The organism is Robiginitalea rubriflava (genome assembly GCF_052540725.1).
This window is the reverse complement of record NZ_CP199309.1, coordinates 1,464,556-1,478,627: the sequence shown is the minus strand read 5'-3', so window position 1 is coordinate 1,478,627 and position 14,072 is coordinate 1,464,556. Positions and strand designations below refer to the sequence as shown.

The window sequence follows — 14,072 nt, the reverse complement described above, 5'->3', positions numbered from 1 at the left end:
CTTTAGCACCTCAATTAATCAGTTATGAAACTTGCAGTTGTTGGAGCCACCGGTATGGTGGGAGAAATTATGCTTCGGGTTCTGGAAGAACGAAAATTCCCGGTTGAGGAGTTGCTGCTGGTAGCTTCTGAAAAATCCAGAGGGAAAAAGATACCCTTCAAGGAAAAGGAGCACACAGTCATCGGCCTGGAGGAAGCCGTAGCGGCCAGGCCCGACATTGCCCTTTTCTCAGCCGGAGGGGACACCTCCCTGGAGTGGGCGCCCAAATTTGCAAAAGCGGGGACAACCGTCATTGATAATTCTTCTGCCTGGAGGATGGACCCGGATAAAAAACTGATTGTGCCCGAAATAAATGCCGGTATTCTGCAGGCCTCGGATAAGATCATCGCCAACCCCAATTGCTCCACCATACAGCTGGTTATGGTCCTGGCTCCGTTGCATGCGCAATACAAACTTAAAAGGGTCGTGATTTCCACTTATCAGTCGGTATCGGGAACGGGTATTAAAGCGGTGCGTCAATTGGAAAATGAGATGGCCGGAATTGAAGGTGAAAAAGCCTATCCGTATCCGATACACAGAAATGCCCTCCCCCATTGCGATATTTTCATGGACAACGGGTATACTAAAGAAGAGATGAAGCTGGCCCGCGAACCACAAAAAATCCTGGATGACCGAACCTTTTCAGTAACCGCCACAGCGGTGCGTATCCCTACTGCCGGTGGGCATTCCGAAGCTGTAAATATCGAATTCCACAACGATTTTGAATTGGATAAGGTCCGGAATATCCTGGCTAATACCCCCGGCCTTGTTTTACAGGATAACCCTTCCGAAAATAGCTACCCCATGCCCGTAACAGCCCACGATAAAGACGAGGTGTTTGTCGGACGCATACGCAGGGATGAGAGCCAGGCAAACAGCCTGAACCTCTGGATCGTGGCGGACAACCTTAGAAAAGGCGCCGCAACCAATGCAGTCCAAATCGCAGAATACTTACTGGCACAAAGCCTGGTTTGAATCTCCTTAAAATACTGTTAAATCCAGGCTTCATCTACGGGTTGAGCGCTTTAAATATGGTATTTTTGAGAGGACTACATTTAAAAAACCCTTATGAAATACTGTGCAACTATTTTCTGTGCCGCCCTGTTCCTGTTGGGCTGCAATACCAAAAAAAATAATAAAATGGCAATTGCTTATCCGGAAACCACCAAGGTAGATACCGTGGATACCTATTTCGGGAATGAAGTTCCGGATCCCTATCGCTGGCTGGAAGACGACATGTCGGCCGAAACAGAGGCCTGGGTAGGTGCCCAGAACGAGGTTACCTTTGGCTACCTGGAGCAGATTCCTTTCCGCGACCAGCTCAAGCAACGCCTCGAAAAGTTGTGGAACTACGAAAAACTGGGAACCCCTTTTAAAGAAGGTGGCTTTACCTATTTCTACAAGAATAATGGCCTTCAGGACCAATCTGTAGTCTACAGGCAAAAAAGCGAGGCAGAGGAAGCTGAAGTTTTCCTGGACCCCAATAGTTTCTCAGAAGACGGGACCACCTCTCTTGCCGGGCTCAGTTTTTCAAAAGATGGTTCCCTGGCCGCCTATGCTATTTCCGAAGGAGGTAGTGACTGGCGCAAAATCATCGTTCTGGATGCAGAAAGCAGGGAAATAGTAGAGGATACCCTGGTGGACGTAAAATTCAGCGGTATTTCATGGAAGGGCCAGGAGGGTTTCTATTATTCCAGTTATGATAAACCGGATGGGAGTGAACTTTCCGCAAAAACGGATCAGCACAAGGTGTATTATCACAAAATCGGAACCCCCCAGCAGGCAGACGAGCTGATATTCGGAGGAAGCCCTGAGCAGAAACACCGTTATATAGGTGGCCGGGTTACCGAAGACGATCGTTTTCTGGTGCTGTCTGCCTCAAACACCACTTCAGGCAACAAGTTATTTATAAAAGACCTCGAAGATCCTAATGGGAAAATAACCCCAATCCTGGATAATGAAGATACAGAGAGTTATATAATTGAAAATGTTGGGTCCAAACTCTATATCGTTACCAACCTCAATGCGCCCAACCAGAAAATTGTTACTGCAGACGCATCAAATCCGGGGCCGGAAAACTGGGTGGATTTTATTCCCGAAACCGAAAACGTCCTCAGCCCCAGTACCGGTGGAGGATACTTTTTTGCAGAATATATGGTAGATGCCATTTCACAGGTAAAACAGTTTGATTACGATGGGAAACTCGTCCGCGAAGTACCACTGCCTGGCGTAGGAAGTGCAGGCGGCTTTGGCGGTAAAAAGGAAGAAAAGGAATTCTATTTCTATTTTACGAATTACAACACCCCTACTTCATCCTATAAATACAATGTGGAAACCGGGGAATACGAGCTGTACTGGAAGCCGGACATCGATTTTGACTCCTCAGAATACATATCTGAGCAGGTATTCTATAATTCCAAAGACGGGACTAAAATCCCCATGATCATCACCTACAAAAAGGGCGTTGAACGAAACGGGAAGAACCCAACCATCCTGTATGGATACGGTGGCTTCAACATTAGTCTGACCCCCAGCTTCAGCACTCCCAACGCCATCTGGATGGAACAGGGGGGCATCTATGCAGTTCCCAATATCCGTGGCGGTGGGGAATATGGCAAAGAATGGCATGATGCAGGAACTCAGATGAAAAAACAAAATGTCTTTGATGACTTTATTGCGGCGGCGGAATATTTAATCTCAGAAGGTTATACCTCCAAAGAATACCTGGCCATCCGCGGGGGATCCAACGGCGGCCTGCTGGTGGGAGCCGTAATGACGCAGCGCCCGGACCTAATGCAAGTGGCCCTGCCGGCAGTAGGAGTGCTGGACATGTTGCGATATCACACCTTTACAGCCGGAGCCGGTTGGTCTTATGATTACGGCACTGCCGAAGACAGCCCGGAAATGTTTGAATACCTCAAGGGTTATTCCCCGGTACACAATGTAAAAGATGGGGTATCCTACCCGGCAACCCTGGTTACCACCGGAGACCATGATGACAGGGTAGTGCCCGCGCATAGTTTTAAATTTGCAGCCAATCTGCAGGAAAAGCAGGCAGGGGAAAACCCGGTGCTCATCCGCATTGAAACAAAGGCCGGACACGGAGCCGGGACGCCTATCAGTAAATCTATTGAACAATACGCAGACATTTTTGGGTTCACCCTTTACAATATGGGTTTTGAATCCCTTCCCAACCAGTCAGTACTAAAGGAATTTAAAAATTAGGATAACCAAAAGGATCAAAAATCCGTTTCCCGGGAAACGGATTTTTTTGTAAGTATGCTTAACGTTTCTGAAATATATTTTGGGTACGAGCAGGAGCAGGTGCTGGAGGACATCAGTTTTACACTTCAGGCAGGGGAACATCTTGCGGTGATGGGGGAAAGCGGATGCGGCAAGAGTACACTGCTTAAGATTCTCTATGGGATGCTCCCTTTCGAAAGAGGCAGCATCCATTGGAAAGATCAGGCCATAAAAGGCCCTGCCTTCCAACTGCTTCCCGGAGCCCCTTTTTTGAAATATCTGGCTCAGGATTTTGACCTGATGCCCTTTATCAGCGTTGAAGAAAACATCGGAAAATACCTTTCTGTTAATTATCCCGAAGATACAGCCCGGCGTATAGATGAGCTGCTGCATACGATGGAACTGACAGAATACCGGGATAAAAAAGTTAAATACCTCAGCGGGGGCCAGCAACAGCGCGTGGCCCTGGCCCGTGTTCTTGCGCAAAAGCCAGAATTGCTTTTACTGGATGAGCCTTTCGGGCATATAGATCATTTCAGGAGGAATCAACTCCGTCGCAGTCTATTTGCATATTTGAAAAAAGAGGGGATCAGTTGTATCTGTGCCACCCACGATTACCACGATGTGCTGCCCTATGCAGATTCAATTATGGTTTTAAAGGACCGGCAGGTTCTGGACCTGAGGCCTGTCAGGGAAATCTATGAACAGCCTGGCAACCTGTATACAGCTTCCCTGCTTGGGGAGGCAAACCTGATCCCCATCAATATTCTCAAATCCTATGCCTCCACTACCCGCAACATCGTAGTATATGCACACGAGCTTAAAGTCTCCGACAAATCGGGTTTGGAAGTGGTGGCAGCCCATTCCTATTACCTGGGAGGGTATTATCGGGTATATGGAACTTTTGATGGAAACAGAGGGGTTTATTTCAATTCGGACAAGCCTGTTGAAAGTGGGAAAAAAGTTTTCTTGAATGTTTCTTTAAACACTATCAACAAGCGAATGCCTATCTAAAACTTAATTCCCCTTTAAGCAAATAATAAGGAGCATATAAAGACCCCCAATGCAGCAGTGCTTCCCAAAACCAGTGAACCCAGGCTAAAGAGCCGGTATCCTGTTTTAACATCCATCCCGCTCATTTGGGTAACCACCCAGAAAAAACTGTCATTGGCATGGGAAATGACAGAAGAACCGGCCCCTATGGCGACCACTGCCAGGGCCTTCTCCACCTCACTTTCCAGGCCCAGTGCAGGCATCATTGGCAATAAAATGGAGGCGGCGGTTATCAGGGCAACCGTAGAGGATCCCTGTGCCGTTTTCAGGGCTGCTGCCAGTATAAAGGGGAGAAATATTCCCAGATTGAATTCCAAGAGTGCAGTCCCCAGGGTTTCTGCAATTCCGGAACGCTGCAATACGGTCCCAAAAATTCCTCCGGCCCCGGTTATTAGTAGAATAGAAGCAGAATCCCGTATGGCTTTCCCGACCCATCCGCTGCTGGAAAGCATGTCTTTTTTGAGTTTTGAAGGCAGCAGCAGCGAAAAGAAAACACCTATAAGCAGGGCTATTACCGGTTCCCCAAGAAAATTGATCAGCGACATAATCCCCGATAATTCTGAATGGCCCGGGCGGATGAATGCCGATTTTAAAACGATCAGTAAAATAGGGACTACTATAGGCAAGGTTGCCTTGGCAAAACTGGGAGCCTTTCCAGTTACTTCCGCGTTGACTGCAGTTTCGGGCAAGGTGCCCGGGTCCAGGTAGGTACGGGCGGCATAACGGCTGGCAAATACGACGGAGCTGAAGAGTGCCAACAAGCTGACCGGCAAGGCAAAAAGAATCACCATCCCCAGATCTGCATTCAGGATTCCGGCTGCAGCTATAGGCCCCGGGGTAGGCGGCACAAGGGTGTGTGACACCCCCAGGCCAAGGCCCAGGGCAACGGCGGCTCCGGCCAGGGAAATTCCTGCTTTTCGGCTCAGGCTTTTTCCCAGGGGGTCCAGTAACATAAAGCCTGAATCCGCAAAGACGGGAATGGATACTATATACCCCAGAATTCCCATAGCCAAAGGAACCCGTTTGCTGCCAATCCATTTGAGCACTCTCTCTGCCAGGGTTCGCGCTCCTCCGCTATGCTCCAAAAACGCCCCAATAATAATCCCCAAAACGATGATCAGGCCTATCTTCCCCAGCGTTCCCCCAAAGCCGTCATTTATGGCCAGGACAATTGCCTCCAGGGGCATCCCAACAGCCAGCGCATAGGCAATGGAAACCAGGAATAAAGCCAGAAAGGGATGCAGGCTAAGGCGTGTGGTCAGGTAAATGATCACGATAACGGCAAGGACTAACAAGAAGATTTCCATGACGGGAACAGGTTTTAAACACCCTTAATATCCGCCAAAAAATCCAGCAAAAAAAATACCGGTTTGCTGGGTGGGTCCCCCTTTTTCAGAAGATTTCAAGAATTTTTACTCGCTTATTCTGGAAGCTAGCCTCCTCCCCGGCAGCCTTTCCAATCAGGGCTTTACCTACCGGACTGGCTGTGGAAATACACCAGTAATCCGTATTTTCAAAGCGTACTGCTCCGGCCGAAACAGCCAGATAATATCGTCCGGAATCTGAAATAACCAGGCTGCCAAGCCCTGCGACTTCCCGTCTGGATATGGATCGCGGAATGCGTTTAAGTACCGCGTACATTTGCTGAATGTCCCCAAGCGACCGGGCTGTTTTCTCCAATTCTAAATGCAACATGGCCCGCCCGGTTTCATGTTTGTCTCCTGCAGAGCTTTTTGTTTCGGAATCCAGCGACTGTTTTAGTTCGGCTATCCTCTCCTGCAAAAGAGATTCTTTTGAATACACCCATTTACTGCAATATTCCCTTAAAAACGTTTTAACATCCTCCATCAGTGCTGCATTCCCAATTGAGCCAATTCTGCTCCTACCTGACTCCCTATGGCTACACCCATCCCGCCCAGCCGGACCCCGCAACTAACATTATCTGAAAGCTTTCGGAGAATGGGTTTTTTCTGACTGCCAACTCCCATGATACCACTCCAGCGATGGCTGATTTCATAGGTTGCATCCGGGAGTATAACCTCTCTGAGCAATTTCTCCAACTGTGACTGTATCTGCTCTGTTTGTCCAAATTCTGTAGTGGTCTCCCCCGCCTTGTCCAGGTTTCTACCTCCTCCAAACAATACCCGGTTTCCGATATTTCGAAAATAGTAATAGCCCTTTTCCAGGTGGAAAGTCCCTTTGAAAGGTAAATTTGCTATAGGGGTGGTGACCAACACCTGAGCCCTGGCAGGCGATACAGGTAGCTTAATCTGCTGACCGGCAAAGCCATTTGTTGCCAATAACAATTTTCGACAACTGAGCTCCCCTATGGATGTTTGCAGCAAGACTCCTGAAGGGCTGTCTTCAAATTCGTGCAGGGAGATCCCGTTTAATATCTGAACACCTTGTTCCCTTGCCTTGGTTAAAAGGGCATGCATCATATTCCCCGTATCAATCTGGCCTTCAAAAGGATTATGGACCAAATCAGGTAATACCCCTCTGAATCCAAAAGTATTCGGAACAATTTTAAAGGGAGCAGCTCCAAAAACCGGCTTGAGAAGGTTATTTATGTAGTCGAGCTTATCAAAGTATCGCGAAGTTTCCCCGCTCTCTGATTCCTGAAACAATTCGTAGCCGCCAAGCCCTTCATATCCTATTGCTTTGTTCCCAAGGCGGTCTCTGAGCATACGGATTCCATTCCAGCGTCGGCCAACCAAATCCAGGACTTCTTCTTCAGAATGAGTTTTCAGGTCGTCCAGGATTTCGGTAAGGCTGCCAAAACAGGCAAAACCGGCATTCTTGGTGCTGGCTCCCTGGGGTAAGCTTCCCTTCTCGAGGATCAGTATCTTCGCCTGGGGTTCCTTTTCGCGTAGTTCCAGGGCACAGGATATGCCCGTAATACCACTGCCGATAATACAGTAATCCAGCTCTGAAAGCCAGGTTTGGTATTCCCAGTAACTGATTTTCATCCGGCTTTTGGCTTATGCTGTTCTTTTTCTGACCTGAGACTAGTCTTCAGGCGGAGGCGCCATTTTAAAGCCCTCCATAAACTTGGTGGTATAATTCCCCGCCAGGTAATCCGGGTGGTCCATCAACTGGCGATGGAAGGGAATGGTGGTTTTAATTCCTTCGATCACGAACTCATCCAGGGCCCTTTTCATCTTATTGATCGCCTCTTCCCTGGTCTGGGCCGTGGTTATCAATTTGGCAATCATGGAGTCGTAATTAGGAGGAATCGTATAACCGCTGTAGACATGGGTGTCCAGGCGGATGCCATGCCCTCCGGGAGTGTGTAAGGTAGTTATTTTACCGGGAGACGGCCTGAAGTCATTATAGGGGTCCTCCGCGTTTATCCGGCATTCGATGGAGTGCAGGTTTGGTGTATAGTTTTTCCCGGAAATAGGGACCCCACCGGCCACAAGGATTTGCTCGCGAATCAGATCGTAATCGATCACCTGTTCCGTAATGGGGTGTTCTACCTGAATCCGAGTATTCATCTCCATAAAATAGAAGTTGCGGTGCTTGTCCACTAAGAATTCAACGGTCCCCGCTCCTTCGTATTTGATGTATTCTGCAGCCTTTACGGCAGCTTTCCCCATAGCATCCCGCAATTTATCGGTCATAAAAGGGGACGGGGTTTCTTCAGTAAGTTTTTGATGGCGCCGCTGTATGGAACAATCTCGCTCAGACAAGTGGCAGGCCTTCCCGTACTGGTCTCCGATTACCTGTATTTCAATATGGCGGGGCTCCTCAATGAGTTTTTCCATATACATCCCTCCGTTTCCGAAGGCAGCGGTTGCTTCCTTAACAGCACTTTCAAACTGCTTCTCCAGGTCTTCTTCTTTCCAGATGGCCCGCATCCCTTTTCCTCCACCTCCGGCTGTGGCCTTTATCATAACCGGATAGCCCATTTTTTTGGCAATTTTCTTGGCATCGGCAGCATCTTTTAGCAGGCCTTCAGAACCGGGAATGGTTGGCACTCCGGCCTCCCTCATGGTAGCCTTTGCAGTAGCCTTATCCCCCATTTTATCGATCTGATCCCCTGTAGCTCCAATAAATTTTATCTCGTGTTCTGCACAGATTTTGGAGAACTTTGAGTTTTCAGAAAGGAATCCGTAACCCGGGTGAATGGCGTCAGCATTGGTGATTTCGGCGGCTGCTATGATGTTGGGTATTTTCAGGTAGGATTCACTGCTAGGGGCAGGCCCGATACAAACTGCCTCATCTGCAAAGCGAACATGCAGGCTTTCCTCGTCGGCCTTAGAGTATACCGCAACCGTTTTAATGCCCATTTCCTTGCAGGTTCTGATAATCCTGAGGGCTATTTCTCCCCGGTTGGCAATCAATATCTTTTTAAACATAGTGCTTCTTCTCTTGGTAGTTCTTTATTATACTCAGTCCAGAGTTCCCAGAATTGCTTAAGCAATGCCTAAGAAGGATCTATCAGGAAGAGTGGCTGATCAAATTCAACAGGAGACGAATCGTCTACCAGTACTTTTACGATTTTCCCGGAAACTTCAGACTCAATATCGTTAAAGAGTTTCATCGCCTCAATTACACAGAGCACATCTCCTTTAGAGATGGTATCCCCAACCTCAACAAAAGAAGGCTTGTCCGGAGAGGGTTTGCGATAAAAAGTTCCGATGATGGGAGACTTTATAGTTATGTACTTGGAGTCTTCTTCCGATTCCTTTTTAGGTTCAGCCGGCGCCGGAGCGGCGGGTGCAGCAGGTTGTGCGGCCCCCATTTGCGGCATCGCCTGGGAAGGCATCGGGATTTGCTGTACGTAAGTAGTTTCTCCGCTGCCACTACTGCTCCCAGTGCGAATGGTTATCTTAATATCATCCGTTTCCAGTTTTACTTCACTGGCTCCTGACTTGGCCACAAACTTGATCAGGCTTTGAATTTCTTTGATATCCATGAGTTAAGGTTTAGTTTGTTGTTAGTAATTTACGAATTATATGCCCATTTCAGGTAAATGGCTCCCCAGGTAAATCCGCCTCCGAAAGCGGCGAATACCAGATTGTCGCCTTTTTTAAGCTGCTTTTCATAATCGTGCAATAAGAGGGGCAGCGTTGCGGAAGTGGTATTCCCGTATTTAACGATATTCATCATCACCTTGGAATGTTCCAGGCCCATCCGATTTGCCGTAGCATCTATAATACGTTTATTCGCCTGGTGCGGAACCAGCCAGTGCACATCTTCATGCGACAAATTATTGCGCTCCATTATTTTAGCAGAAACATCAGCCATATTGGATACGGCAAACTTGAATACGGATTTTCCGTCCTGAAAGACAAAGTGTCGTTTGTTTTTAACGGTTTCCTCTGAAGGAGGCATCAACGAGCCCCCCGCTTCAATCCTTAAAAACTCCCTTCCGTTCCCATCGGACCGTAAAAATTCATCCTGCAGGCCCAGACCCTCCGTATTGGGTTCAAATAAAACGGCGCCCGCACCATCTCCAAAGATAATACAGGTGGTTCGGTCTGTATAATCAATTATGGATGACATTTTATCTGCCCCAATGAGCAGTACCTTTTTGTAACGACCGGATTCAATGTATCGGGCAGCGGTAGACATCCCGTAGAGGAAATTGGAACAGGCCGCCTGCAGGTCATAAGCAAAGGCGTTTACCGCTCCTATTTTAGCAGCAACATAAACGGCTGTGGCTGCCACGGGCATATCCGGGGTAGCTGTCCCCAAAATTACCAGGTCTATCTCGGCCGGATCCAGCTTGCGCTTCTTTATGAGGTCTTCGGCGGCTTTGATTGCCAGATAGGAGGTTCCTTTGTCTTTATCCTTTAAAATCCTCCGCTCCTTGATCCCGGTACGGGTGGTGATCCACTCGTCATTGGTATCTACCATGGTTTCAAGAATGGCATTGGTAAGTTTGTATTCGGGAACATATGCTCCTACAGCGGTAATCGCTGCCGAAATAGTACTCATTACAATCGTCGTTTTTGTAAAGGAAGCCTGTGAAAATCCTTCAAAATTCGTGAAAAATAAGTATTTTTTGGGAATTCTATCCCAAAAATCAGCCTTTTTGAATGTAGTATGGCTATAAAAAAACTCCCACTTCTCTAAGCGGGAGTTCAATACATAATATTTTCTTGATTAGGCGCTGGCCTCCTCAGTCTTGTCTACCAAAACCTGGCCGCGATAATACAACTTACCTTCATGCCAGTGCGCACGGTGGTACAGGTGTACTTCACCGGTAGTCGGGTCAGTGGCAAGCGTAGGAGCAGTTGCTTTGTAATGCGTCCTTCTCTTATCCCTTCTGGTCTTCGAAGTTTTTCTTTTAGGATGTGCCATGTTAATCTATTTTTTATCCGTTAATAAATTTTTTAATGCGTCCCATCTGGGATCTGTATTCTCTTTATCTCCTTTGGTCTCTTTGGGTTGTAATTCCTCGAGTTTTTTTAAAGCCTCAGACTTAAGGCTTCCGTCAGCAACCCCGGGATGGACCCGTTTGCTAGGTACTGCCAAAACAAGCATTTCATAAACGTACTGCGAGATGTTGAACTGGTGTTCCCCGTGGGGTAATACCAATATTTCGTCATCTTCGTCATTGTACTCTTCCCCGAACTTAATTACCAATTCCAGGGTAGATGAAATGGGCTGGTCATACGGCTCGTTGGTGATGTCACACGCCAGGTTAACCCAGCCGGAAGACCGGATTTCCAATTCCATCATGGTGCTCATTTTCTCGAGAATTACTTCGAGTTTAATACTTGCTGCATTAAACTCATCGTAATCAAAAGACTCAAAGAACGCGTTATCAATTTGAAATTCAAAATGATGCTTCCCTAGTTTCAAACCCGAAAAAGGAATCGTAAATTCCTTATGCCTCATCTTCGTTTCCATTCAATTAGGGCGTGCAAAGATACCCTTTTTTTGTAAAAAGTCAATTATTCTGCAACTTATTTATGACTCCTTCGCCCCCTTTCCAGACCGCCTTAATTTTTGCTTTTTCAGGGGGTTTTTATGCAGCTCATCAAATTCTGATCTATGGCGGTAAATCTGTATCCCGGTAAACATTGCTTCTTTAAAGGACGAAGGATCTGCTTTGCCTTGCCCGGCTATCTCAAAAGCTGTTCCATGATCGGGGGAGGTCCTGATGCGGGACAGGCCGGCGGTAAAATTAACCCCCTTTCCAAAAGAAAGCGTTTTGAAGGGTATCAATCCCTGGTCGTGATAACAGGCAAGGATCCCGTCAAAGCTGAGGTAATTATCCGAGGCAAAAAAAGTATCCGCTGCATAGGGTCCGAATACCAGATAGCCGGAATCGTTTAGTTTTTTAAGGCTGGGTTTCAGGACCTCCTCATCTTCCTTTCCGATGACCCCCTCATCCCCGCTATGCGGATTGATTCCCAGAACGGCGATCCGGGGTTTCCGAATCCCGAAATCCCGCTTAAGAGAATCATTCATGGCCTTTACCTTATCATTTATCAGTTCAGGGCTAATGAGTGACGGTGCATCCTTTACGGGAACATGGTCTGTTAAGAGCCCGATCTTTAAAGTATCCGTAACCATAAACATCAGGCTTTTCCCTCCCAGTTCCTTTGCGAGGTAATCCGTATGTCCCGGGAAACTGAAATTTTCGCTTTGAACGGTCTTTTTGTTGATAGGTGCAGTGACCAAAATATCCACCTTTTCCTCTTGAAGGGCCTTTACCGCTGCCTTCAAAGACTGTATGGCATAACTTCCGCCAGTTTCGGTTGCCTTTCCGAAGTGAATATCCGGGCTGTCTTTCCACACGTTTACAACATTAATTTTCCCGTCGATGGCATCCGAAGCATCCTGTATTCCATGAAAATTCATCTCCATGCCCAAATGGGATTTCTGGAAAGAAATGGTTTTGGTGGAGGCAAATATCACCGGGGTGCAAAAATCAAGCATTCGGGTATCCTCGAAACTTTTTAAAATAACCTCGCCCCCGATGCCATTGAGATCTCCAATGGATATTCCAACTTTAATTTTATCCTCGCGGTCCTGCATGAAAGATGTAACTTTGCAAATTAGAAAGCATCGCAAACTTACTCAATTTAGCTATACTATGTTTACCGGAATAATCGAAACCCTCGGGAAGGTGAGTCAACTAAGAAAAGAAGGCAGTAACCTGCACATCAGCCTTACCTCCTCCCTGGCTCCGGAGCTCAAAATAGACCAGAGCCTTGCCCATAACGGGGTTTGCCTGACAGTAGTTGAAATTAGCGGCGATACCTATACCGTTACCGCCATAGAAGAAACCCTGAACCGGAGCAACCTGGGATCCCTTAAACCCGGCAGCCTGGTTAATCTGGAAAGGGCCATGGTGCTGGGAGCACGCCTGGACGGGCATTTGGTGCAGGGGCATGTAGACCAGACCGCACATTGTGCCCGGATCGAAACCCGGGATGGAAGCTGGGAATATTTTTTTGAATACCCGCAGGAAAAAGGGCAGGTTACTATTGAAAAAGGCTCCATTACCGTAGACGGGGTAAGCCTGACCGTGGTACATTCCTCCCCAGGCAAATTCAGTGTGGCAATAATCCCCTATACCTATGAACATACTCGTTTTAAGGAGTATGAGGTGGGCAGTATTGTAAACCTGGAATTTGACCTCATCGGGAAATACGTGGCCCGGCTACTTGAAAAAAACTAGGGTCAAACCTTGATAAAGATTTTCTTCCGATACATATACAGGCCCAGCAGCAAGTAAAAGGCAACCACTGTTAATCCGTACAGCAGGGATGAAAATTTCATGGATACCCCCTCATATACATAAATGTTCCTGAACAACCATTCATGCAGGGATTGTCCATTGCCCATATTGATCAGGTAAAACAATTTGGTAAAAAAGCTCGACAGGAAGTAGACCGTTATGGCATTTGCCCCTGCATATTTGAAAATACTCCCAAACTGTAGCCCCCGGATATCGGTAAGATAATAGATCAGGGCCAGCACCAGGTTCGCCCAGCCGGCGGTAACCAAAACAAAACTACTACTCCAGAGGGCTTTGTTGATCGGGAAAACCATATGCCACAGACTGCCCAGCAGCAACAAAACGATGCCCATTACAATCATCCATTTGAGTTTTCCCTGTTTCTGTGATGAAAGCAGCAAGCCTGTAAAGACCCCAAGAATGGCAGTGACCACGGCTGGCAAGGTACTGAGAAGGCCTTCCGGGTCATAGTCCTCTTTGTACATATGCGTACCGAAAACCTGCAAATCTATATAATTGGCCCAGTTGTTTGCAGCCCGTTCCAGGGTTGGTGCCACTCCATCCAGGGGGATAAATCCCATCCATATCCAATACCCGAGCAGAACGCTGATGCTTATCCCCAAAAGGACTTTCCAATTCGTATAGAGAAACAACAAGGCGGTGATAAAGAAAACGACCCCTATACGCTGCAGCACCCCCGGGAACCGTATTTCCTCAAAGGGTACAATAAATGGGAAATCCAGGGAGAAAGCCCCCAGAAAAATCCCCAGGCCAATCAACTTCAAACTGCGGATGCTGATCTTTCGGATAGCTGCCGGCCCGGCCTGTTTATTGCGGTAGGCAAATACAATTGAGGTCCCTACTATAAAAAGAAAGAAGGGAAATACGAGGTCTGTTGGCGTGTACCCATGCCACTGGGCATGCAGCAGTGGCGGGTAAACCGCAGACCAGGTACCCGGGGTATTCACAAGGATCATCAATGCAATGGTAAGCCCTCTGAAAATGTCGACCGAAATGATTCTTTCCTTCATAG

Annotated in this window: 14 protein-coding genes; 4 read left to right on the top strand and 10 right to left on the bottom strand. The window is 47.4% G+C overall.

Annotation, left to right across the window (positions count from 1 at the left end):
* The first annotated feature begins 24 nt into the window (after positions 1 to 24).
* The 3 genes from ACT6NU_RS06765 (at position 25) to ACT6NU_RS06755 (ending at position 4,296) form a co-directional block, all read left to right on the top strand.
* Positions 25 to 1,014, top strand: a complete 990-nt coding sequence (locus tag ACT6NU_RS06765) for an aspartate-semialdehyde dehydrogenase (RefSeq protein ID WP_445383705.1) — start codon at positions 25 to 27, stop codon at positions 1,012 to 1,014.
* A gap of 93 nt (positions 1,015 to 1,107) precedes the next feature.
* Positions 1,108 to 3,264, top strand: coding sequence for a prolyl oligopeptidase family serine peptidase (locus tag ACT6NU_RS06760; RefSeq protein WP_445383704.1), 2,157 nt, complete (start codon positions 1,108 to 1,110; stop codon positions 3,262 to 3,264).
* A 54-nt stretch (positions 3,265 to 3,318) separates the two neighbouring features.
* Positions 3,319 to 4,296, top strand: a complete 978-nt coding sequence (locus tag ACT6NU_RS06755; protein ID WP_445383703.1) for an ABC transporter ATP-binding protein — start codon at positions 3,319 to 3,321, stop codon at positions 4,294 to 4,296.
* Positions 4,297 to 4,310: 14 nt separating this feature from the next.
* On the opposite strand, the gene ACT6NU_RS06750 is transcribed toward ACT6NU_RS06755, so the two are convergent.
* The 9 genes from ACT6NU_RS06750 to pdxA form a co-directional block, all read right to left on the bottom strand.
* Positions 4,311 to 5,642, bottom strand: a complete 1,332-nt coding sequence (locus ACT6NU_RS06750; RefSeq protein WP_445383702.1) for a GntP family permease — start codon at positions 5,640 to 5,642, stop codon at positions 4,311 to 4,313.
* An 85-nt stretch (positions 5,643 to 5,727) separates the two neighbouring features.
* The gene (locus ACT6NU_RS06745; protein WP_445383701.1) at positions 5,728 to 6,183 is read right to left on the bottom strand and encodes a GreA/GreB family elongation factor; all 456 of its coding nucleotides are present in this window, start codon (positions 6,181 to 6,183) and stop codon (positions 5,728 to 5,730) included.
* Positions 6,183 to 7,304 carry an NAD(P)/FAD-dependent oxidoreductase gene (locus tag ACT6NU_RS06740; RefSeq protein ID WP_445383700.1) on the bottom strand — a complete coding sequence of 374 codons (1,122 nt, stop codon included), beginning with the start codon at positions 7,302 to 7,304 and terminating at the stop codon, positions 6,183 to 6,185. Before ACT6NU_RS06740 ends, ACT6NU_RS06745 begins: the two co-directional genes overlap by 1 nt.
* A 39-nt stretch (positions 7,305 to 7,343) precedes the next feature.
* Complete coding sequence (gene accC / locus ACT6NU_RS06735) at positions 7,344 to 8,696, bottom strand: acetyl-CoA carboxylase biotin carboxylase subunit (protein ID WP_445383699.1); 1,353 nt, start codon at positions 8,694 to 8,696, stop codon at positions 7,344 to 7,346.
* A 68-nt stretch (positions 8,697 to 8,764) separates the two neighbouring features.
* The gene (gene accB / locus ACT6NU_RS06730) at positions 8,765 to 9,256 is read right to left on the bottom strand and encodes an acetyl-CoA carboxylase biotin carboxyl carrier protein (protein ID WP_445383698.1); all 492 of its coding nucleotides are present in this window, start codon (positions 9,254 to 9,256) and stop codon (positions 8,765 to 8,767) included.
* Between the two features lie 29 nt (positions 9,257 to 9,285).
* Complete coding sequence (locus ACT6NU_RS06725; protein ID WP_445383697.1) at positions 9,286 to 10,281, bottom strand: beta-ketoacyl-ACP synthase III; 996 nt, start codon at positions 10,279 to 10,281, stop codon at positions 9,286 to 9,288.
* A 168-nt stretch (positions 10,282 to 10,449) separates the two neighbouring features.
* Positions 10,450 to 10,647 (bottom strand): 50S ribosomal protein L32, encoded by a 198-nt coding sequence (gene rpmF / locus ACT6NU_RS06720; protein WP_445383696.1) that lies wholly within the window; start codon positions 10,645 to 10,647, stop codon positions 10,450 to 10,452.
* 6 nt (positions 10,648 to 10,653) lie between these two features.
* Complete coding sequence (locus ACT6NU_RS06715; protein WP_445383695.1) at positions 10,654 to 11,199, bottom strand: YceD family protein; 546 nt, start codon at positions 11,197 to 11,199, stop codon at positions 10,654 to 10,656.
* A 60-nt stretch (positions 11,200 to 11,259) separates the two neighbouring features.
* On the bottom strand, positions 11,260 to 12,333 hold the full coding sequence (gene pdxA, locus ACT6NU_RS06710) for a 4-hydroxythreonine-4-phosphate dehydrogenase PdxA (protein WP_445383694.1): 1,074 nt from the start codon (positions 12,331 to 12,333) through the stop codon (positions 11,260 to 11,262).
* Positions 12,334 to 12,391: 58 nt separating this feature from the next.
* On the opposite strand from pdxA, the gene ACT6NU_RS06705 reads away from it, so the two are divergent.
* The gene (locus ACT6NU_RS06705) at positions 12,392 to 12,979 is read left to right on the top strand and encodes a riboflavin synthase (protein WP_445383693.1); all 588 of its coding nucleotides are present in this window, start codon (positions 12,392 to 12,394) and stop codon (positions 12,977 to 12,979) included.
* A gap of 2 nt (positions 12,980 to 12,981) precedes the next feature.
* Here the strand turns inward: ACT6NU_RS06705 and ACT6NU_RS06700 are convergent, their stop codons facing one another.
* Entirely contained in the window at positions 12,982 to 14,070 is a 1,089-nt protein-coding gene (locus ACT6NU_RS06700; protein WP_445383692.1) for an acyltransferase family protein, read from the bottom strand.
* Positions 14,071 to 14,072 lie beyond the last annotated feature (2 nt).